This window comes from Enterococcus sp. DIV0240d, assembly GCF_051711245.1.
GTDB lineage: Bacteria > Bacillota > Bacilli > Lactobacillales > Enterococcaceae > Enterococcus_D > Enterococcus_D casseliflavus.
Map to the genome: position 1 here is coordinate 2163627 of NZ_JBIOMG010000001.1, position 21415 is coordinate 2185041.

A 21415-nucleotide genomic window follows, 5' to 3' on the forward strand; every position below is an offset into this window, starting at 1 on the left:
CGTTACTCCTCCTTTGCAAAGACAGCAGTCATTGTTTCGGCTATTGCTTCTAGAAAAGCGGTATTGCTGCGATCCCCTCGGTACAGCTGGTGAAACACATATCCGTCTTTGATAAACAAGACGCGTTGTGCGCGACTGGCTGCGATCGTACTGTGAGTGACCATCACGATCGTCTGTCCATTTTGGTTGATCTGTTGAAATAATGTCAGCAGTTGATCAGAGGTTTTCGAATCCAGCGCTCCGGTTGGCTCATCTGCTAATAACAGTTCTGGTTTTGTGATGATCGCTCGTGCGACAGCAACTCGTTGTTTTTGTCCGCCAGACAATTCATACGGATAGTGCTGCAATAAATCGGCGATCCCTAAAGTTTGTACGATGGGCTGAAGCTGCTTTTCCATTTGTTTGACGGAAACTTTTGATAAAACTAATGGCAATAAAATATTGTCTTTCACCGAAAAGGTGTCTAACAAATTAAAGTCTTGAAAAACAAAGCCTAAGTGATCCCGTCGAAAACTCGCTGCGTCTTTTTCTTTGATCGTGGTCAAATCAATGCCATTCAGCTGCATTTCACCCGCTGTTGGTTGGTCTAACGTCGCCATCAAGTTCAGCAACGTACTCTTTCCCGAACCTGATTCCCCCATGATAGCGACATATTCCCCTTCTTCTACCATAAAGGTAATATTTTTCAACGCTTCAACGGGTTGTCCGTTCAGCTGGCTTTGATAGATTTTTTTTACTTGTTGAATGTTTAAAAGTGTCATCTTGTTCCCTCCTTCCTTTTTAGAATAAGCTGACTGGCAGAAAAAAGCGACTTACAATAAAAACCGCAAACTTACAGTGTTGAAAGTTTGCGGCTATCCGTTATTTGTGGTGGGAAAACGAAGCGTGACAATGGTTCCCTGTCCTACTTCAGAATCAATTGATAAACGGCAGCCGATTTTTTCAGCCGCTTGTTGACTCATATATAAGCCTAGCCCGCTCGCTCGTTGCTGAAAGCGACCATTTTGTCCCGTATATCCTTTCTCAAAAACCCTTGGCAAGTCTTCCTTGCGAATACCAATGCCGCTGTCTTGAATCAACAAGGCATTGTCTTTAGTGAAAACGTTGATGCTACCGGTTTCGGTATACTTCAAGCTGTTGAAAAGAACCTGTTCAAAAATAAAAACGAGCCACTTTCGATCAGATGTCACCGTCAAATCCACCGCCATGTCCAGTTGCAGATTCTTTTTCGAGAAAAACAAGGCATACTTTTTGATCGTTTGACGAACAAGGGGCGCTAAAGCAATCGACTCAAAGACAAAATCTTCATTCGCTAAATTTTGTCGCAAATAATTCAACATCATTTGCAAATAATCATTCACCTTAAATAATTCCGCTTTGACCTCAGTCGGTGACAACGAATCGCTTTGGACCAAAAGATCCAGCGCCGCTAGAGGCGTTTTGATTTGATGAAGCCACAAACCGAAATCTTCATAAATTTCTTCATTTTTTAACGCTGCCTTGTAATCAGAAGTGGTTTTTTCTCTTGCCAGTTGTCTTAGAAGGGCTTGGTATTCGTCTTCTAAACGATTTCGAGTGGCAGGCAAGAACGCCAACGCCGCTTCCGTCATACGTTCTTTTCTTAATAAATGCTGCAGCTGCTTTCTTTTTTGTGCGTAACGAAAATAATGAAAAAGGGAAAGTCCCCCTAAAATCACCCCTGAAAAGACCACATAGTCAAGAAAGGGCTCCAACGAAAGGCTGTGGAGAAAGAATAGCCCAAATAGGCCCGCACTAAACAGCAGATAAACGAGATAAAACTTTCCATAAAGGACGAAATATTCTTTCACGTTAGTCATAGGCGTGTTCCTTTTCTATCAAATACCCTTTATTCTTTACCGTCTGGATCAAATCGGATAGTTCGATCTGGCTTAATTTTTTTCGCAAGCGGGTCATATTGACCGCTAATGTGTTATTATCGATGAATTCTTCACTATTCCAGAGCATTTCAATGATGGTCTCTTTGGCTACGATCTTTCCTCGATGCTGCAAAAGCAAGGAGAGAATCCGAGCTTCATTTGGTGAAAGCGGCAACTGTTCCCCCTGTTTTTTTAATACATTTTCTGTGGGATAAAAGGTTACTTGCCCTATGTCAAAGGTCAGCGCTTGTTGGTGGCTATACTGATAGCTGCGCCGCAGCAACGCTTGGATTTTTGCCAAAACGAAGGCTAAATCAAAGGGTTTTGTTAAATAATCATCCGCCCCCATGTTCATCGCCATGATCTGATTCATCTGTTGATCCATAGACGAAAGGAAAATGATCGGCACTTCTGACGTCTTGCGAATTTCTTGGCACCAATGATACCCGTTGTAATAAGGCAGCGAAATATCTAAAAGAACGAGATCCGGTTTGATCTCATGAAACTCTTGCAAGATACTAGCAAAATTCTTCGCCGAAACACATTCGTACCCCCATTGCTGCAAATATTCTGCTAAAACAGAGACGATCGTTGCATCATCTTCAACAAGATATATTTTTTGCATGTCTTTCTCCCCTCTGTTGTTTAATCAACTGCTTCTTTACAGACAGTGTACCAGAAAAGAAAAAGAATCGTCTAGATGGGGGGAAAACTTTCAAAGGGCTGTTTTTTCCTCAATCCTCTGCCAATCGAGCAAGGATTTCTTGGTAACGCTGTGTAGCAAAGGGACTGATTTGTCCTTTTTTACAAAAATTCAGTTTCCCCAGTTTTGGTACGACCCGTTCTACGATGACATTGCCATTTTGAACTTTCGATTCAAACTGCTGCAAAGCCTCCAAAAACCGTGCGTCTTTTCTGGCAGCAGGATAAAAAGACAAAACATACAGATAATAAAAAAGATTGTACCCTCTAAAGGGATATTCTGTCTGCATAAATAATGTGCCCATCCCATAATGACAAGGACTGATTGGCTGCCGGATCTCCCAATGAGCAAGCAAAAATTCGATTGCTTGATGAAGCATTTCCATCTGCTCACGATCATGAGTATATCGAAAGGCATCAAGGACCGTTAACGTCGTCATCGGGGTTGAATAGCTGGTCTCCGGACCGCGACCAAAACTGTACTTATTGCACTTCCAGCCGCCATCTGCTTCCTGAGTAGCAAGAAAATAGTGAAAGGTCTGTTGCAGCCGCTGGTTCCTTTGATAGCCTAGAGAGCACAGCGTTCGCAAAGCCAACGCTGTATGACATGGATAGATCCCCCCTGACGGAGAAATTTTAAATCTGCCGTCTTCTCTCCATCCTTGAAAGATCAATGCGGCTGTCTCTTTTAATAAGTTCTCCTCACGTGACATGCCAAGTTCAAGTAAATAAAGAGGACTTTCTAAGGTCGTAAAGGGTGCTCCTTTTAGTAATTTATGGTCTGGCGTCGACCATAAATCGGCGCCATGATCATATTGATGGGAAATGATTGCTTCGATGTCTTGCTGAACCCTCTGATCCATATTGATCTTCCTCCATCTCTTAAGTGTCGTGCAATCACCCCAATAATCCTCATTGACCCACGGTGCACTCGCTTCTAGAATGATAAAAATTCGAACGTTTTTTAACATATGAGTTAAGTTTTTTTTTTTGAATTGTCCAAATGAATTTTAGAAATCAAATAGTTTTTTCCCGACGGACGTACTTTTAAAAAGAATGTTCTAGTATTCCTGATGACAGGTTCGAAAAAAGTTTGTCTCTGAAATCGCATGGTTATACGAACCCCACAATGAAAGATCACCTGAATAGGAACACGCTCACGCAACAAGTTCATGCCACGCTCTTTTAGTTTAAGGAATCAGGCATAATGAAATAGTTCAAAACGAATGCCTTCTGGGCTTTCAAAGAATAAGGCATAGTAATTAGGGGCGATGCGCTCTTTGTACTCCATTGGTCGATCGTGAAGGATCTTTACCCCTAAAGCTTTTATTTTGGGAAAAATCGCATCTACGACTTCGCGGCTTTCCGCTTTAAATGCTATGTGCTGAACAGAGCCAGGTTTTCTTGAATCGATTTTCTCGTTCTTCCATTCTTTTCGTGGGGAACAAATACCGAAATCAAATGAATCCCCTATATATTCTACTACTTCCATATCGGCATGTTCTAAATACCCAGAATATTTCTTCTGAAGGTCGAACCCTAATAGTGCAAATAATTGATCATAAAAGCCTTCTGCTTTTTTTACATCATTGACTGTGATTTGGATATGGTGAAAATGAATGTTCATAATCGCTCCTTTCTGGCTAACAAAATAAGTGTTTCAATCAGTAAAACAGAACGTATTCGACGAGATATTTCCTTTCATTACTTCGGGAATTGGGTGTATCCTTTTCCAGCACCATTTTTTCTAACGATGAAAGGTTCTTTTCTCGACTACCCAAAAACATACTGTTGAATTTTCTGAAAGTCTCCATCGAAACAATAGTAGACTGTCTTCTCCTTTTGAGCATATACCATTGAAAATCTCGTTTTCCAATTCCCTTCACTTTGTTTCACCGCCGCCAACACTTCAAAAGCAGTTGCATAATCAAAATCAGACACTTTTTGCAGCAATTCTTCGACAATCAGGTATCTGTCACGACCACTACCTACTAGATTGCCGTTTGTTCTTTGGTCAATTAAAGAAAAATTGGTCATCAAGCAATAAGGCGAGGCTGTATCCTGACTATATAGTGTTCCTCTACCCGGTTCTACGATCCAACAATTACCCTTACTATCAGAAATCATGCAGTGACAGCTATGGTTTGGGACATTCACGATTTCTTTTTCAGAAAGAAACTCATTTAGGTCTTCTTTCACAAATCGCCCATTCAATACATCCGTGATCAACCGAACCGTGTGCACGACATTTTTCCCTCTTCTATAGCCAACTTGCTCGCAAGCGTCAACCATTAAATGATTGATGAACATGCCATTATTGTTGATCCCGAAGGACGGTGCACCATCTACAAGAATCATAAACTTCTTAAGATCTTTGGTTGATAAAGTAAACTTAGCGGCAAGATCAAAATTCATCGCAATATATACCTGATCTTTTCTCCAGATAAAACTTGTGCACATCTGATTTCCTCCTTGATTTTAGCTGCAAATACACATGGTGTGTCTTGGTTAAGAGATACTATTTATGATTTGCGTATGGTTCCACGTCATGAGGACCATACGAAAACATAGCGAAACGTTTAACACAAGCGAAAAAGCGAGAAGAAAAGCCGCTTGCGGAAGTTTGATTCAACTAAATTAGCTAGGAAACTCACTTAATATAGAAATCACCTTTTCCATTGTCTTTGCTACTTCTTTAGGGAGCTTATTATAGCCATCATTTTCTGTCTCTTGAGCCAAAATAAAGTCCAGCCGTCCTTGCATCCGCTCTCTTAAATGAGTAACATAGGAGGCATCTTGAAAATCGACTTTAAAGCCTGTTACTGGCAGGAAACTCATTTCTGTGATCCCGCCGAAATTTTTAAATTCAGCCTCGCCTTCCACAATTTTTTCAATCGATGTTAGTGTGACTTCAGGCGTGACTTTCTTGCCTTTGTAAAAGCCTGTATTTAGAATATAACAAGCCGTTTGGTTTTCTTTAAACAAGTGCATGAAATGGGCAAAATCTTCCCCTAAAGGATAGACTCTAAATGGATTGGCATAAGGTTCGATGACCAGTTTATCTATATCCGTGGTCTCGACAATATGTTCAGCTGTCGTGCGCTTCGTAGCTAAGGTCAAACCAAAAACAGCGGCTAAAATCGGATCGTCAATTTTTACTACCGGAGGCAGCATGTCATCTTTCATGATCCAAAATACGGCATCGATCGGCGAATCTAAATGGTCCACCCGATTAGGTGTGACATAACGAGATTTGACGGTTCGGCCATTCCCGTTACGAATATCTTGGGTCACGAGGACCTTTTTTCCTTCCTCGTCTAAAGTAACCCCAACATTTTGACAGGTGATAAAGTAGCGGACATTTGGGTTGGTTAATGGATAGTCTTGCGTTTTATCAAAATAAGAAGGCTCCAGAGCAGTAGATGCACCATTTGTTTGATTAATCACAAACGCATCGTCATGCAGAACCTTGATCTCATATTTGCCACCATGTTCTGCCAATGTGATAGTCGATTTTCCTGATCCTGAAAGACCAAAAGCAGCCATCGTAAATGTTCGATTCGGTAACTGATACTGCTTCATTCCCCCATGACACGCCACAAAGCCATGGCGATGCGCGGTAGCCCAAGCCAAAGTTAATGTCGCTTTTTTCAATTCACCAAAATAGTTTAAACCTAAGACTGCCGCAACATTGTGTTCAGGATCAAAAAGAGACAGTCCATAAGGAAAATCAGGATGAGACCAATCTGGATCAGCGTACAAAAAAATGTCCGTCTCTGGATATTCTTTGGAACGTTGGTACCTTTCTTCCCATGATTTCGTCATCAATTGAAAATTCAACAAATAAGAGTAAACGTTGGTTTCATAGTGCTCTGGTATCAACAGGTGAGCTTTGACCATAAACGCTTCATCTAATCCTACAACAACTTCACCACCATAAAATTGCTTGCGGGTTCCTTGGTATAAGGCATCTCGCAAAATGTCTTCATATAATTCTCGCTGGATTCCAGGATGCCCGATGATGCGTCGAGCTGCCGCTGTCCGTCCAACCACTTTTCCGTCATTAAACACGATGACTTTTGCATCCTCTGGTAGTCCTAACTCCTTGGTGTGTGTGACCGGCATATCCGTAAGAATAGCGCCAGAAGATTCTTTTGCTAAGTGATAGGCAGTGGCTAGATCATGAATCCAAGTGACATTGTTCCCATAAAAAGCTGACTCTATCAACACTTTAAAACTAGACAAATGCGTATTTTGCGGTGTAATCTCTTTGTGTGAAAATGCACGAATCGTTGCCATGTGCAATCCCTCCTAACAAAAATTTTCTATTCACTACGTTTATTATAATACTTTCTAATCACGCTATGCCATATTTTTATACACATTAACTATAAATTGCCGACAAACCATTTTGTTAAAGGATTTGGCTGTCTGCATATTTGTAGCTTCCCTGCTTTTTGCATTGATTTTGTCCCCGCTCATCATTAGTGAGAAAGAACAAAAAAAACTGGAACAAAAAAGAATGTCTTTCTGTTCCAGTTTCTGGTTTTATATTTCATCCATTCCAAACGTCACAATCGACGTAATTAGATAGACAGATGGGTTATAGTTGCTTATTTCTCAATTGATTCGCCTTCTCTAGTAACTTTGTTATCGTAAGATTTTATGACAATTACCATAAAAAGAATTCACGGTCAAAATTGCTAAAAAGAACTCGTTTTTCTTAACGACGTTCTAACAACACGACACACTCCACATGGGTCGTTTGTGGGAACAAATCAACAGGTTGGACTTCTTTTGTCACATACCCTTCTTCTGCAAACAACGCGAGGTCACGAGCCAAGGTTGCTGGATTGCAGGAAATGTAAACGATGCGCTCTGGTTTAACTGCAGCGGTCGTTTCAATAAAGCTGGCATCTAAACCTTTGCGAGGTGGATCAACGAAGACGACTGTCGGTTGAATGCCTTCGCGTAGCCATTGCGGCATGATTTTTTCGGCTTTACCGATAAAGTAATGCACGTTTTCGACACCATTTCTTTTGGCATTGGCTTTGGCATCGTTCACTGCTTCAGGAATGACTTCCATCCCTAACACTTCTTTCACGCGATCAGCCAAACTGATCCCGATCGTTCCGATTCCTGCATAAGCATCCACAACGACATCATTTTCAGACAGTTGCGCCATCTCGAAGGCGGTTTGATACAAGACTTCTGTTTGCGCTGTGTTGACTTGGTAGAAAGATTTCGCTGAGATTTGGAAGGTTTTGCCTAATAATTGATCATCGATCGATGACTTGCCATACAACACACGCTCGAACTCGCCCATGATCACATTGGTTTTTTCTTCATTGATGTTTTGAATGACAGAAACAACCTCTGGAATCTCTTCGTGGATCACTTCCGCGATTTCTTCTCCTTTGAAGAATTTCGGTTTACGTGTCACTAATACGACCATCATTTCACCTGAGTGATGCCCACGACGAACGACAATGTGGCGTAAGAACCCTTCATGGGCTTCTTCATTGTAGGCTTTGACATTGAAGCGCTGCAAAATATCTCTGACTTTGATGATTGCTTGATCGATGTTTGGATCTTGAATATAAAAGTCTTCGATCGGTACCAGAGTATGGCTGTTTTTGCGGTAAAATCCAGTCGTTAATTCTCCATGAATCTTTTGCACAGGGATTTGCGCTTTGTTGCGGTAACCAAATGGTTTTTCCATTCCGATTGGTGCATTGACCTTGATTTCAGGCAGTTTGGCGATTTTAGCCAAAACATTCTCTACTTGCTGCTGTTTGAAGGCTAATTGTTTGTCATAGCTCAAATGACTCAATGGGGCGATCCCGGTGCGCAACAATGCTTCATTCGGTAATTCTTGCCGATCAGGACTTGCTTGCAACAGTTTCATCACTTTGGCAAAACCAAATTTGTTGCCGACTTTCAATACTTTGACTAAGGCACGTTCATTTGGCAGGGTGTTTTCAATAAATAATAAGTACCCATTGACTTTAGCGATCCCATTTCCTTCATGGGAAAGGTCCAAAATATCGACTTCAAGTTCCTGATTCTTTTTAACAGGATAATTTTTCATAGATTTCTCCTTTGTGCTTACTTTCTCCATTTTAAAAAGGAATGGTCGAAATTGCAAGCGGTGCTTATTTTAACGGTTCAACAGATCGGGTAGACGTGCAAAAAAGAACCGAAGGAGGGAAATCGGCTGATTGCTTTTCTAGGGGTTGCGGCGAAGAGCCGCTGCACCACAGGAGCAATCCCTTTTCCATCCTTCGGAAAATCGAACAGATCAGAAGTTGGTAAAAACCTTGATCATTGTTTATTTGTCAGCTGTTTTTTTCTTTTTCTGTGATTTTTCCCGTTCGCTCTTGTTCAAGATTTGTTTTCTCAAACGAATGCTTTCTGGTGTTACTTCACAGTATTCGTCATCGTTCAAGAACTCCAATGATTCTTCTAGTGAAAGGATTCTTGGTTTCTTGATGACAGATGTTTGGTCTTTCGTCGCTGAACGAACGTTGGTCATTTGTTTTGCTTTCGTGATATTGACCGTTAAGTCATTGTCACGAGAGTTTTCGCCGACGATCATTCCTTCATATACTTCAGTACCTGGTTCAACGAAGACCGTTCCACGTTCTTCAATACTCATGATTGAGTAAGTCGTTGCTTTTCCTGTATCGATCGATACAAGTGCGCCGTGGTGGCGTCCGCCGATTTGCCCTTGAATCATTGGCAAGTATTGGTCGAAGGTGTGGTGCATGATACCGTAGCCGCGAGTCATTGATAAGAATTCTGTCGTATAGCCGATCAAGCCACGAGCTGGTGCTAAGAAAATGATCCGTACTTGTCCATTTCCTGTATTGATCATATCTTGCATTTCTGCTTTACGAATCCCTAGTGATTCAATCACTGAACCCATGTATTCTTCTGGTGTGTCGATTTGCACTCGTTCAAATGGTTCGCATTTCACGCCATCAATTTCGCGTTCGATAACTTCTGGACGAGAAACTTGCAATTCAAAGCCTTCACGACGCATGTTTTCGATCAAGATCGACAAATGAAGTTCGCCACGTCCTGAAACAGTCCAAGAATCTGGTCCGATTGGTTCAACACGTAGAGACACGTCTGTTTGTAGTTGCGCCATCAAGCGTTCTTCAATTTTACGAGCGGTTACGAATTTCCCTTCACGACCTGCAAATGGTGAGTTGTTCACGACAAAGGTCATTTGTAACGTTGGCTCATCAATGTGTAAAACAGGCAATGAATCTTGGTGATCGATCGGTGTGACTGTTTCACCAACGAAGATGTCTTCCATCCCAGAAACAGCGATCAAATCGCCAGCTTTCGCTTCTTGGATCTCTAAACGTTTCAAACCGAAGAAACCGAATAATTTTGTGACACGGAATTTCTTCACTTGGCCATCAAGTTTCATCAAAGCAACTTGGTCACCAACTTTGATCGTTCCACGGAAGACACGTCCGATTCCGATACGTCCAACGTAGTCATTGTAATCAAGTAAAGATACTTGGAATTGCAATGGCTCATCGCTGTTGTCGATTGGCGCTGGAATGTGTTTTACGATCGTATCAAACAATGGTGCCATCGTTTTTTGTTGATCGGCAGGATCATCTGATTCACTTGAGGTTCCGTTGATCGCTGAAGCGTAGATCACTGGGAAGTCCAATTGGTCATCGTCTGCACCTAATTCGATAAATAGTTCTAATACTTCATCTACCACGTGCTCAGGACGAGCAGATGGTTTGTCGATTTTGTTAACAACAACGATTGGGACTAAATGTTGTTCCAACGCTTTTTTCAATACGAAACGTGTTTGAGGCATCGTTCCTTCATAAGCATCAACAACTAAAACAACACCATCGACCATTTTCATGATCCGCTCTACTTCACCACCGAAGTCCGCGTGTCCTGGGGTATCCATGATATTGATTTTGGTTCCGTTGTATTCAACCGCTGTATTTTTCGCTAAGATCGTGATACCACGTTCTTTTTCGATCGCATTTGAATCCATCGCCCGTTCTTGTAATTGGGTATGGCTATCTAACGTTTGGGATTGTTTCAATAATTCATCAACTAATGTAGTTTTTCCGTGGTCAACGTGGGCAATAATAGCGACGTTGCGGATATCATTTCTAATATTCAATTTATAAACTCCTTTTTTGGTGACATTGCACTCGACAAGCCATTATACCAGAATTTCTTTCTGAAATATAGTGCAAAGTTTTCATTTTTACAGAAAAAACCAGATATTTATTAAATATCTGGTTTTTTCTTATTGATTGACGATCGCCAATAATTCTTCAAAAGCTTTCGGTGTACCGCCTACGAACAATTCCCGTCCATTCAAGGATAGCGGCTCTCCTTTGATGTTTGCCATTTTTAATCCAAGGGTTTCTAACAAAACGCCCCCTGGCGCATAATCCCATGGCGCAAGATGAGAAAGATAGCCTGCTCTTTGTCCTTTAGCGAGGGCAATCAGCTCTACCCCAGCACAGCCAGTCATACGAATGCCTAATGCTTTGTCACTGACCTCGATTTCGTGGTGGCGGTTATGGATCAACATGGGCGAATTCAAGCCAACGAGACCTTCGGATAAGGCAATATCTTTCGGCGGTTCGATCTTCTCGCCATTGTTATAGACACCAATCTCTGGACCACCCCATAAGAATTCATCTTTCATAACATTATAGACAAAGCCAAAGCGCCCTTTGCCCTCTTCGTAAATCGCGATCATGATACAAAAGTTTTCTTTTTCTAACACGAAATTCATCGTTCCATCGATCGGATCAATGATGAAGACCCGCCCACTCATGTCGGCAAGTGTGTCCAGTCCGTTTTCTTCACCTAAAATTTTGGCATCCGGATCATAGGATTGGATCTTACCAATCAGAAAATCTTGCGTGGCTTTATCCAATTCTGTCACTAAGTCTTTCCGTCCTGATTTTGTCTCGACCACTAAGTCTTCTTTATTTAAATTGTCTTTGATCGTTTCACCTGCAGCGATCATCCACTGGCGAACTTCATTAACGATTTCATGCATTCGTTGATCTACCCTTTCATTTTTAGTTTTCCCTCAGTCTTTTTCGCTGCCTGCACAGCATGGTACAGCGAATAGCCTGATAGTTCTTCAAATTCTCTGCCTAAACGGCGTTCCTCGCCAATGCTAGGAACGACTTTCTTAAAGGCTTGATACGCCTCAAGAAACGTGCTACTAGGAAGGCCTTTTTCATAGGCTTGTTCTAATCGTTCCCACATCTTCATGACGACGACCATTTCATCTGTCGACCAATCTAAGTCAAGAGGATATTGATAATCCCGCATAGTTTTCACCTCTAGTTTCTTTCTCTTCCAGTGTACCATAAAACCTCTTATTGTCGAAAAGAGGTTCTTTGGTACAAGCATTTTTTTATAGGTAATTCTCTTAAAAAAACTAACAAAGAATCACTCTGCTCGTTTAGTCACCGACAGCAAAGCGGATATTTTGTTGTTTTTCTAGGCATTTGTTACACTTGAGTTAGCAACCTAAAGGAGGAATTCTCTTGCGTTTAGAAAACAAAAAAATCATTGCCTTAGTCGACAATGATTTCGAAGATTTAGAACTGTGGTACCCGGTCCATCGGTTACGGGAAGAAGGCGCGCAAGTCGATTTAGTCGGTGAAGAAGCGCATAAAACGTATATTGGCAAATACGGTGTACCCGCAGAATCAGCCTATGCTTTTTCTGATATTCATGCCGATGACTACGATGCCATCTTAGTTCCAGGTGGTTGGGCGCCTGATAAATTACGACGTTTCCCAGAGGTCATCTCTTTCGTGCAAACGATGGACAAAGACGAAAAAGTCATTGGTCAAATCTGTCATGCAGGCTGGGTCTTGATTTCTGCGAATATCTTGAAAGACAAGACGGTCACCAGTACACCAGGCATCAAAGATGATATGACAAATGCTGGAGCCACATGGGTGGATACACCTGTGGTTACGGATGGACATATCGTTTCCAGCCGCCGTCCTCCAGATCTACCAGACTATATGCGGGAATTTATCGCTGTATTAGAAAAGAAATAGTACCCGTTGATCAGATTCAAAAGAGTTGCGACCGAAGCAAATACGGCCGCAACTCTTTTTTCTACCTATCGATCATTCGCTTAGGATCGCTAGTTTCTTGTTACTTTTAGGGATTTTTTTCACACCGATAAAGGTCAATGCAGCACCTAGAACGGCAAACCCAGTCCCAATCAAAAGCATTTCCCAAACACCGAAGCTTTGGATCAGCATCCCGCCCAAAAGATTGCCAATCACGCCACCGATCGTGGTAGCAATGATAATAATCGTTTGTCCAAAAACCCGATCTTCATCTGCCAAACTATGGTTGAACAAATAAGCCGAAGCTGGAATAAACAAAGCAAAACTAACCCCTTGCATCAAATGGCTCAATTCCATCAAGATAATGGAGCTGATCAACAGCATCAGCACCCCACGAATGGCAAAGGCAACACTGGAAAACAACAGCCAAAAACGGCTAGACCGTATCCTCACTAACTGTTCAAAGAAAATCATGCCTGGCAATTCGCATAACGCCGCAACCATCAGGGCGATGCCAACTTCCTTACTGCCACCGCCAATATCGGCAAAAATTTGTGCCAAAAAGCTGTTGATCATCGTGTGGAAGCTGAAAAGAAAGCTAAACCCGACAAAGAGAAAGAGTAGAAAAGGATATTTCTTCAAAAAGGCACCTGAATGACTTTGTTCTGTCAGCATCACGGGCATTTCTGGCTTCTTGATCGCTGGCAGCAAAAGCAAAATAATGAGAAACAAAACGGCCTGCCCGATAGCGATCATTGGCAAAAGGGCTGCCGAAAACTCCTCCAAGAGCTGCCCCAGTAAAAAGGAGGTCCCCGCAAATCCTAGTGACCCACCCGCACGCGAAAAGCCAAAATTGATTTTGTTGCCGCTATTCGTGTATTCAAACGCCAAGGCGTTGAGAAAGGACTGCATGGAAACGAGCAAAACCCCTCCTAAGACATAGGTCAGTATTGATAATGCAGGGAAAATCACACCTGCTAAGAGCACCGCGACCACGCCGCTTGTCATCGTTTTCAAGACAACGATCAGCGGTACTTTACTTTTTTTGATAATGACTTGACTGATGAAGGGCTGCAAAATCGTAGACGCAATATTGACTAAGGCTAAAATACCGCCAATTTTTGCTGGATCGACCTTGAAATAAATCAAAAAAAGGGTCGCAAAGCCATAGATTGAGCAAAACATCATCCAATAAAGAAATTGCAAACTTGTGTAGTAAAACCGAATCCTCTTGTCACTTGCATGATTACGCATACATCCCCCACCTTATCCATATTCCTTAGCAACTAAATATAGCATAGAACCGATGGATTTACTATCCTTCTAACAACAGAAACCGCAGTTTTATTTGAAACACTAACCGACAACAAAAAAGCGCAGCATAGTATCCTGCGCTTTTCCTACTGCTTCAACTATTTAGAGCTGTTGGAAGGCTTGCGTGAGATCTTCCAATAGATCGTTGATGTTTTCCAATCCAATGGATAGGCGAATCGTCTCTGGACGAATTTTGGCTGCTGCAAGTTCTTCTACGCTAAGCTGGGAATGGGTCGTCGAAGCTGGATGGATGATCAAGGACTTTGCATCCCCGACATTTGCCAGCAAAGAGAAGAGCTTGGTTGCGCCACAAAAGGTTTTGCTTGCTTCTGCTCCACCCTTTAATCCAAAGGAAAAGACGGAACTGGTCCCTTTGGGGAAATACTCCTGCGCCCGTTCAAAATAGGGGCTGTCCGGCAGTGTTGGGAAATGAACCCAAGAGACTTCCGAGTGCTTGGCTAAAAATTCAGCAACTTGTTGCGCATTTTCTACATGACGTTCCATCCGCAACGAAAGCGTCTCGATGCCTAACAGCAACACCCATGAATTGAAGGGAGAAATCGCAGCGCCTGTATCCCGTAAAAGAATCGTTCGTGCTCGAGTGATATAGGCAGCGTTACCAGCGGCTTCTACCCATGAGATTCCATGGTAGCTATGATCGGGATCGACCAGCTTGGGAAATTTGCCATTTGTCCAATCAAAGTTGCCGCTGTCGATAATGGCCCCTCCCAAAGCAGCACCGTGACCACCGAGGTATTTTGTCGTGGAATAAACGACGATGTCCGCCCCATGCTCAAATCCTCGAAACAGATAGGGAGTCGCAAAGGTATTGTCAATGATGAGGGGAATCCCTGCTTCATGAGCGATCGCTGCAATCTTTTTAAAGTCGGCAATATCAATATCTGGATTGCCTAAAGACTCTAGAAAAACTGCTTTAGTATTTTCTTGGATGGCTGCTTTTAGTGCTGCCAGATCTTCACTATCAACAAAGCTTGTAGTGATGCCAAAATCTGGCAACGTATGAGCGAATAAATTATAGGTACCCCCATAAATTGAAGCAGCAGAAACGATATGATCTCCTGCTTGTCCAAGATTTAAAATCGCATAGGTGATCGCTGCTGAGCCAGAAGCCGTTGCTAACGCACCGACACCGCCTTCTAAGAGGGCTAGTCGTTCTTCTAGAACAGCCGTTGTCGGATTGGTAATACGGGTATAGATATTGCCATTCTCACTAAGACTAAATCTCGCTGCCGCTTGATCTGCGTCCTCAAACACATACGATGTGGTTTGATAAATGGGTACGGCGCGACTCCCTGTAGTAGGATCTGGTGTTTGTCCTCCGTGTAATTGAATCGTCTCAAATCTTTCTGTCATACTATTCCTCCTTAATAATACAAATAAAAAAGCCCTCTGATATCGAGATATCAAAGGACGTGTTTACGTGTTACCACCTTTATTCAAGCAGACTTTCCAGCATGCTTCTCAGCAAGTACGCGACAAATTAACGTAGTTATACTCTGACGCGATAGCGGGCGCACCCGGATCTTCTTATCTTTCGTACAAGTTCAGAAGATCACCTCTGAGGCCATTTTCGATTGATTCTACAAGTTCTTCTTGCACCCTACGAAGACTCTCTAGGCTTGCCAAATCAATGTACTTTCCTCATCAACGGTTGAAATATTAAGAGCATCGTATCATTTACAGAAGATTCTGTCAATAGTTTAGGATCGCTTTATTTTTGGTGATAAAAAAACTCGTTCACCAAATGATGAACGAGTTTCAAAAAGCTTAAATGTGGATTGGTAAACCTAGAGCTAACTCAGCAGCATCCATTGTGATCTCACCTAGAGATGGATGTGGATGGATGGTTAACGCGATATCTTCTGCGTTCATGCCAGATTCAATAGCAAGAGCAAGTTCTGAAACCATATCGCTTGCTCCTAAACCAGCAATTTGCGCACCGATGATCACATTGTCTTCAACCGTTGTTACTAAGCGAATGAATCCTTCGGTTTTTCCTAGAGATAACGCACGACCGTTACCTGAGAATGGGAATTTGAATGCTTTTGCTTCAATTCCAGCATCCTTGGCATCTTTGATGGTCATACCGACAGAAGCCAATTCTGGGTCAGTAAAGGCAACTGCAGGCATCGCTTTGTAATCAACGGCAACTTTTTTGCCAGAGATTGCTTCAGCAGCGATTTTTGCTTCGTAGCTGGCTTTATGTGCTAATGCAGCACCAGGAACGATATCACCAATTGCGTAGATGTTTGATACGTTGGTACGGCCTTGTTTGTCAACCGTGATCAATCCGCGTTCGCCTACTTCAACACCTGCTTGTTCCAAGCCCATGTCATCAGTATTTGGACGACGGCCAACAGTAACCATCACGTAATCAGCAGTAACTGATTCTTCTTTACCATCTACGGCATATTTCACAGTTACGCTATCGCCATTGTCAATTGCTTCTTTCGCCATTGCGTTGGTAACAACTGTTACACCTTTTTTCGCAAAGTCTTCTTCAACCAATTTGACCATGTCTTTTTCATAGGTTGGCAAGATTTGAGGAGAACCTTCAAGGATTGTTACTTCTGCACCTAGGTTTGCATACGCTGCACCTAGTTCAGAACCGATGACACCGCCACCGATAACAACGAATTTTTTAGGAACTTCTTTTAATGCCAATCCGCCAGTTGAATCAAGGACACGTCCGCCGAATTTGAAACCAGGGATTTCAATTGGACGAGAACCTGTTGCGATGATTGCATTGTTGAAAGAGTAAGTTTGTGCTGAATCTGGGTGGATGACACGCAATGTGTGATCATCAACGAAGAAAGCTTCTCCTTCAATTGTTTCAACTTTATGTTTTTTCAATAGGAAACCAACACCAGAAGTTAACGTTTTAACGACTTTGTTGTCTTTCCATTCTTGTGTTTTGGTAAAATCAAGGGAAACATTTTCACTTGTTACACCAAACATTGTTGAATCCAAAGATTCTTGGTAATGATGACCTGCAGCGATCAAAGCTTTTGAAGGGATACAACCAACGTTTAAACAAACGCCGCCGATGTATTCTCTTTCAATGATTGCTACTTTTTGTCCCATTTCAGCAGCGCGGATGGCAGCTACATAGCCGCCAGGTCCCGCACCGATTACAACTGTATCTAATTCAACAGCAAAATCTCCAACTACCATTTGTTAATCATCCTTCCATCATTAATAGCTCTGGATCAGCTAATAGACGTTTGATATTATTCATTGCTTGTTGCGCTGTTGCGCCATCAACGATACGGTGGTCGAAGCTTAATGAAAGTTTCATCACACGTCCGACAACGATTTCGCCTTCAGCGTTTACGATTGGTTGTTGCGCGATCGTACCTACACCCAAAATAGCTACTTCAGGGTAGTTGATTACTGGTGTGAACCAGCCGCCACCAACTGAACCAATGTTACTGATCGTGATGGTACCGTTACGCATATCATCTGCAGCTAATTTGCCGTCATGAGCAAGTTTTGCTTTTTCGTTGATTTCATCGGCGATAGCAAACATGCCTTTACGATCTGCATCTTTTACGTTTGGTACATACAAACCATGGTCAGTATCTGTTGCGATACCGATGTTGTAATAGTTTTTGTATACGATCTCTTGTTTTGCATCATCGATCGACGCATTCAAGATAGGGAATTTTTTCACTGTTGCAGTCAATGCTTTCACAACATATGGTAAGAAAGTAAGTTTTGTGCCGTTTGCAGCAGCAACTTCTTTGAATTTCTTACGGTTATCCCATAGGTTTGTTACTTCAACTTCATCATGCAAGGTTACATGAGGTGCTGTTTGTTTGCTGTTTACCATCGCTTTAGCGATTGCTTTACGTGTAGGTGTTAAGGCCACACGTTCTTCTAAATCACCTAAGTTTGATTTGAAGGCTTTTGCTGGAGCTGCTGGTTTGCTTTCAGTTGCTGCAGCTTTTGTTTCTTCTTTCGCAGGAGCTTGAGTTTCAGCTTTTGCAGCTTGTCCGCCACCTGATAGGAAGTTTTCGATGTCTTCTTTTGTTACACGGCCGCCTTTACCTGTTGCTGATACTTGAGAAATATCAACATCTTTTTCGCGAGCGAATTGACGTACAGAAGGCATAGCCAAGACACGTTTGTTAGGATCTGCTGCTTCAACAACACTTGCTGAACCAGAAGTTTCCACTTTTTCTTTTGGTGCTTCTGCAGATGTGCTTGATGAAGCAGGCGCACTGTTGTGACCAGGTGCGTCGATTTCAACTAAAACATCCCCAACATTTGCGACTGTTCCTTCAGCAACAACGATGTTTTTCACTGTTCCTGTTACTGGAGATGGAATTTCTTCCACTGATTTGTCGTTTTGAACTTCAAGCAACGTATCATCTTCATTGATGGTATCTCCTGCTTTAACGAACCATTTTACGATTTCGCCTTCTGCAATACCTTCACCGATATCTGGTAATTTGAATTGGAAAACGCCTGCGCCTTCAGAAGAACCAGCTGATGCTTCAGCCGTTTCCGTTGTAGGTTCTGCCGCTGGTTTTGCTGGTGTTTGAGACTCTGCTGCTACACCTTCATCGCCTTCGTTGTCTTCATGTCCTGGTGCATCGATCTCAACAAGGACATCCCCAACGTTTGCGACTGTACCTTCAGGGACAACGATGTTTTTCACTGTTCCTGTTACTGGAGATGGAATTTCTTCCACTGATTTATCATTTTGAACTTCTAGTAAGGTATCATCTTCATTGATGGTATCCCCTGCTTTGACGAACCATTTTACGATTTCGCCTTCTGCAATTCCTTCACCGATATCCGGTAATTTAAATTGAAATGCCATTTTCTATTCTTCCCTTCTTCAACTATTAAAAGTTCACGATTTCTTTCACTTTGTCTTCGATGTCTTTTGCATTTGGCAACCAAATGTTTTCAGCTTGACCGAATGGGAAGATCGTATCTGGTGCAGACACGCGTCCGATTGGAGCTTCTAGTGATAGAACCGCACGTTCAGAAATTTCAGAAACAACTTGAGCGCCAACACCTGCTTGTTTTTGTGCTTCTTGAACGACAACCACACGACCAGTTTTTTCAACTGATTTGATGATCGTTTCAACATCAAGAGGAGCAACTGTACGCAAGTCGATGATTTCAGCGTTGATGTTTTCTTTCGCTAAGTTGTCAGCAGCTTTGATTGCTTCACGAACCATCGCACCATAAGTGATGATGGAAACATCAGAACCTTCACGAGTTACTGCTGCTTTGTCTAAAGGAACTTCGTATGCTTCTTCTGGCACTTCTTCACGGAATGAACGGTAAAGTTTCATGTGCTCTAAGAAAACAACTGGGTCATTGCTGCGGATAGAAGCAATCAATAATCCTTTTGCATCATATGGGTTTGATGGAATAACGACACGGACACCAGGTGATTGAGCGATCAATCCTTCCAAGTTATCTGAGTGCAATTCTGGTGTGTGCACACCGCCACCAAATGGTGAACGAATAGTGATTGGTAAATTACGTGTACCACCCATACGGTAACGAGTACGCGCCATTTGACCAACGATTTCGTCAAAGGTTTCAAATACGAAACCAAAGAATTGGATTTCTGGAACTGGACGGAAACCTTCTAATGCTAAACCGAAAGCCAAGCCGCCGATACCAGATTCAGCAAGAGGGGTATCGAAGACACGATCTTCGCCGAATTTTTCTTGTAAACCTTCTGTTGCACGGAAAACCCCGCCGTTTTTACCGACATCTTCACCAAAGACTAAAATCTCTTTGTCATTTTCCATTTCAACAGCTAAGGCATCTGTAATTGCTTGAATCATTGTTTTTTGTGCCATGACTATTTCGACTCCTTCGCTTCGTAAGTTGCAATTTGTTCTTTAATGTTTTGTGGTTGAACTTCAAACATGTTTTTCAAGAAATCTGAAACTTTTTGTTTTGGCACGCGGTCAGCTTCAGCGATCGCTGCTTTGATTTCTTCTTTTGTTTGTTCAATGACTTGTTCTTCTTTTTCTTCAGACCAAAGTCCTTTTTCAGTTAAGTAAGTACGGAAACGTACCAATGGATCTTTTTGTTGCCATTCGCTGTCCATGTCTTTTGAACGGTAACGGGTTGGATCATCACCAGACAATGTATGTGGACCGTAACGGTAAGTCAAGGTTTCGATCAATACAGGACCGTTGCCGTTTGCTGCCCATTCACGAGCTGCTTTAGAAACATAGTACACTGCCAATGGATCCATACCGTCAACTTGGATACCAGGGATCCCAGCTGCTGCTGCTTTTTGTGCCAATGTTGGTGCCGCACTTTGTACTTCACGAGGTGTAGAGATCGCAAAACCATTGTTTTGGATGTAGAATACAGCGTTTGCATGGTATGCCCCTGCAAAGTTGATTGCTTCATAGAAGTCCCCTTGTGAAGAACCGCCATCACCTGTATAAGTGAATACAACATTTTTCTTATTGCGTTTTTTCAATCCTAAAGCAACGCCGGCTGCTTGGACGTATTGTGCACCGATGATGATTTGTGGTGGCAATGCTTTTAAATCTTCTGGGTAAAGGTTCCCAGCAACGTGACCACGTGACCATAAGAACGCTTCTTTCAATGGCAGACCGTGTTGGATCAATTGTGGTACATCACGGTAACCTGGTAATAGAACGTCTTCTTTTTCAAAAGCAAATTGACTTGCTAATTGGCTTGCTTCTTGTCCAGCAGTTGGCGCGAAGAAACCTAGACGACCCTGACGGTTTAACGCAGTTGAGCGTTGGTCTAATACACGAGACCATACCATACGAGTCATCAATTCAACTAATTCGTCGTCACTTAAATCTGGTACTAACTCTTGATTTACAATTTTCCCGTCTTTGTCCAAAGCTTGGTAAGTTGGAAAATCTGCATTGACTTGCTCCAAAATCGCTTGGAAATCAAGTGCTTTTTGTTTTTTTGCCATCTTGACACACTTTCCTCTCTGATATAAAAATTCACTTTCGTATGTAACAGGGTTTAAATCTGTACTATCGAAATTTCATTTACTCTTATAAATTATCATTTAACTTCGAAAATGACAAGTGAAAAGGGTATTTTTTTTAATAAAACAATTCCCACTGTAGCAACTCTTAAGAAAACATTAGTGAAATTAATCACATTAAAGCAATCGCTTTCTTCAATTTTTTCTTTTCAGATTCTTTTTTTTATTTAAGAATAGTACAGCAATCATCATTTAGCTAAACAGATTTACCATTAACCTCCTTTTATTACTTGTGAAGGATTCGACTTGAATCAAAAAGAATTTTCTTAAGATGAGAAAAAAATAATACAGAGATCGGATAAAAAGAAACAGATCGGCAATTCTCCCCTCCATAGGAAGAACGCCGACCT

18 protein-coding genes and 1 other annotated feature are annotated in these 21415 nt (G+C 42.1%); of the genes, 1 reads left to right on the forward strand and 17 read right to left on the reverse strand.

From position 1 onward, the window contains the following. Nucleotides 1-2: 2 nt before the first annotated feature. The 11 genes from IGJ25_RS10185 to IGJ25_RS10235 all read right to left on the reverse strand — a co-directional run bounded on the left by IGJ25_RS10185 (nt 3) and on the right by IGJ25_RS10235 (nt 11948). Complete coding sequence (locus IGJ25_RS10185; protein WP_225001113.1) at nt 3-761, reverse strand: ABC transporter ATP-binding protein; 759 nt, start codon at nt 759-761, stop codon at nt 3-5. 93 nt (nt 762-854) lie between these two features. Then, nucleotides 855-1838 carry a sensor histidine kinase gene (locus tag IGJ25_RS10190; RefSeq protein ID WP_225001112.1) on the reverse strand — a complete coding sequence of 328 codons (984 nt, stop codon included), beginning with the start codon at nt 1836-1838 and terminating at the stop codon, nt 855-857. After that, nucleotides 1831-2523 carry a response regulator transcription factor gene (locus IGJ25_RS10195; RefSeq protein WP_225001111.1) on the reverse strand — a complete coding sequence of 231 codons (693 nt, stop codon included), beginning with the start codon at nt 2521-2523 and terminating at the stop codon, nt 1831-1833. The genes IGJ25_RS10190 and IGJ25_RS10195 overlap by 8 nt, the downstream gene beginning before the upstream one ends. Before the next feature lie 109 nt (nt 2524-2632). Continuing rightward, complete coding sequence (locus tag IGJ25_RS10200) at nt 2633-3463, reverse strand: prenyltransferase (protein ID WP_225001110.1); 831 nt, start codon at nt 3461-3463, stop codon at nt 2633-2635. A 335-nt stretch (nt 3464-3798) separates the two neighbouring features. Then, nucleotides 3799-4227, reverse strand: a complete 429-nt coding sequence (locus IGJ25_RS10205) for a VOC family protein (RefSeq protein WP_225001109.1) — start codon at nt 4225-4227, stop codon at nt 3799-3801. Between the two features lie 146 nt (nt 4228-4373). Next, nucleotides 4374-5060 (reverse strand): hypothetical protein, encoded by a 687-nt coding sequence (locus IGJ25_RS10210; protein ID WP_438779274.1) that lies wholly within the window; start codon nt 5058-5060, stop codon nt 4374-4376. Nucleotides 5061-5237: 177 nt separating this feature from the next. Then, entirely contained in the window at nt 5238-6899 is a 1662-nt protein-coding gene (locus IGJ25_RS10215; RefSeq protein ID WP_438779275.1) for a phosphoenolpyruvate carboxykinase (ATP), read from the reverse strand. A 424-nt stretch (nt 6900-7323) separates the two neighbouring features. Continuing rightward, nucleotides 7324-8691, reverse strand: coding sequence for a 23S rRNA (uracil(1939)-C(5))-methyltransferase RlmD (rlmD, locus tag IGJ25_RS10220; protein WP_225001106.1), 1368 nt, complete (start codon nt 8689-8691; stop codon nt 7324-7326). Nucleotides 8692-8931: 240 nt separating this feature from the next. Further along, entirely contained in the window at nt 8932-10770 is a 1839-nt protein-coding gene (gene typA, locus IGJ25_RS10225; protein ID WP_005230064.1) for a translational GTPase TypA, read from the reverse strand. Between the two features lie 129 nt (nt 10771-10899). Continuing rightward, nucleotides 10900-11667, reverse strand: coding sequence for an inositol monophosphatase family protein (locus IGJ25_RS10230; protein WP_225001105.1), 768 nt, complete (start codon nt 11665-11667; stop codon nt 10900-10902). An 8-nt stretch (nt 11668-11675) separates the two neighbouring features. Beyond that, nucleotides 11676-11948, reverse strand: a complete 273-nt coding sequence (locus IGJ25_RS10235) for a UPF0223 family protein (RefSeq protein ID WP_008381425.1) — start codon at nt 11946-11948, stop codon at nt 11676-11678. A gap of 218 nt (nt 11949-12166) precedes the next feature. Here IGJ25_RS10235 and IGJ25_RS10240 point away from each other — a divergent pair, with 218 nt between their 5' ends. Further along, nucleotides 12167-12691: a type 1 glutamine amidotransferase domain-containing protein gene (locus tag IGJ25_RS10240; protein WP_087627613.1), complete on the forward strand. Its 525-nt coding sequence runs from the start codon at nt 12167-12169 to the stop codon at nt 12689-12691. 72 nt (nt 12692-12763) lie between these two features. Here IGJ25_RS10240 and IGJ25_RS10245 read toward each other — a convergent pair whose 3' ends face one another. The 6 genes from IGJ25_RS10245 to pdhA all read right to left on the reverse strand — a co-directional run bounded on the left by IGJ25_RS10245 (nt 12764) and on the right by pdhA (nt 20987). Then, complete coding sequence (locus IGJ25_RS10245; protein WP_438779276.1) at nt 12764-13963, reverse strand: MFS transporter; 1200 nt, start codon at nt 13961-13963, stop codon at nt 12764-12766. Nucleotides 13964-14125: 162 nt separating this feature from the next. Then, on the reverse strand, nt 14126-15397 hold the full coding sequence (locus IGJ25_RS10250; RefSeq protein WP_225001103.1) for an O-acetylhomoserine aminocarboxypropyltransferase/cysteine synthase family protein: 1272 nt from the start codon (nt 15395-15397) through the stop codon (nt 14126-14128). 50 nt (nt 15398-15447) lie between these two features. After that, nucleotides 15448-15701, reverse strand: a binding site (T-box leader). A gap of 110 nt (nt 15702-15811) precedes the next feature. After that, complete coding sequence (gene lpdA / locus IGJ25_RS10255; protein WP_005230052.1) at nt 15812-17218, reverse strand: dihydrolipoyl dehydrogenase; 1407 nt, start codon at nt 17216-17218, stop codon at nt 15812-15814. 7 nt (nt 17219-17225) lie between these two features. Continuing rightward, nucleotides 17226-18872 (reverse strand): dihydrolipoyllysine-residue acetyltransferase, encoded by a 1647-nt coding sequence (locus IGJ25_RS10260; RefSeq protein WP_005230050.1) that lies wholly within the window; start codon nt 18870-18872, stop codon nt 17226-17228. A gap of 25 nt (nt 18873-18897) precedes the next feature. Continuing rightward, nucleotides 18898-19875 carry an alpha-ketoacid dehydrogenase subunit beta gene (locus tag IGJ25_RS10265; RefSeq protein ID WP_225001102.1) on the reverse strand — a complete coding sequence of 326 codons (978 nt, stop codon included), beginning with the start codon at nt 19873-19875 and terminating at the stop codon, nt 18898-18900. A gap of 2 nt (nt 19876-19877) precedes the next feature. Next, nucleotides 19878-20987, reverse strand: a complete 1110-nt coding sequence (gene pdhA / locus IGJ25_RS10270; RefSeq protein WP_005231936.1) for a pyruvate dehydrogenase (acetyl-transferring) E1 component subunit alpha — start codon at nt 20985-20987, stop codon at nt 19878-19880. Nucleotides 20988-21415: the final 428 nt, after the last annotated feature.

What these genes read in the sequence shown, in the direction of transcription:
- IGJ25_RS10185 (WP_225001113.1), bottom strand. Translation starts at nt 761, where the DNA reads ATGACACTTTTAAACATTCAACAAGTAAAAAAAATCTATCAAAGCCAG.
- IGJ25_RS10215 (WP_438779275.1), bottom strand. Translation starts at nt 6,899, where the DNA reads ATGGCAACGATTCGTGCATTTTCACACAAAGAGATTACACCGCAAAAT.
- IGJ25_RS10235 (WP_008381425.1), bottom strand. Translation starts at nt 11,948, where the DNA reads ATGCGGGATTATCAATATCCTCTTGACTTAGATTGGTCGACAGATGAA.
- pdhA (WP_005231936.1), bottom strand. Translation starts at nt 20,987, where the DNA reads ATGGCAAAAAAACAAAAAGCACTTGATTTCCAAGCGATTTTGGAGCAA.
- IGJ25_RS10210 (WP_438779274.1), bottom strand. Translation starts at nt 5,060, where the DNA reads ATGTGCACAAGTTTTATCTGGAGAAAAGATCAGGTATATATTGCGATG.
- IGJ25_RS10265 (WP_225001102.1), bottom strand. Translation starts at nt 19,875, where the DNA reads ATGGCACAAAAAACAATGATTCAAGCAATTACAGATGCCTTAGCTGTT.
- IGJ25_RS10260 (WP_005230050.1), bottom strand. Translation starts at nt 18,872, where the DNA reads ATGGCATTTCAATTTAAATTACCGGATATCGGTGAAGGAATTGCAGAA.
- IGJ25_RS10230 (WP_225001105.1), bottom strand. Translation starts at nt 11,667, where the DNA reads ATGCATGAAATCGTTAATGAAGTTCGCCAGTGGATGATCGCTGCAGGT.
- IGJ25_RS10195 (WP_225001111.1), bottom strand. Translation starts at nt 2,523, where the DNA reads ATGCAAAAAATATATCTTGTTGAAGATGATGCAACGATCGTCTCTGTT.
- IGJ25_RS10205 (WP_225001109.1), bottom strand. Translation starts at nt 4,227, where the DNA reads ATGAACATTCATTTTCACCATATCCAAATCACAGTCAATGATGTAAAA.
- IGJ25_RS10250 (WP_225001103.1), bottom strand. Translation starts at nt 15,397, where the DNA reads ATGACAGAAAGATTTGAGACGATTCAATTACACGGAGGACAAACACCA.
- IGJ25_RS10245 (WP_438779276.1), bottom strand. Translation starts at nt 13,963, where the DNA reads ATGCGTAATCATGCAAGTGACAAGAGGATTCGGTTTTACTACACAAGT.
- lpdA (WP_005230052.1), bottom strand. Translation starts at nt 17,218, where the DNA reads ATGGTAGTTGGAGATTTTGCTGTTGAATTAGATACAGTTGTAATCGGT.
- IGJ25_RS10190 (WP_225001112.1), bottom strand. Translation starts at nt 1,838, where the DNA reads ATGACTAACGTGAAAGAATATTTCGTCCTTTATGGAAAGTTTTATCTC.
- IGJ25_RS10200 (WP_225001110.1), bottom strand. Translation starts at nt 3,463, where the DNA reads ATGGATCAGAGGGTTCAGCAAGACATCGAAGCAATCATTTCCCATCAA.
- rlmD (WP_225001106.1), bottom strand. Translation starts at nt 8,691, where the DNA reads ATGAAAAATTATCCTGTTAAAAAGAATCAGGAACTTGAAGTCGATATT.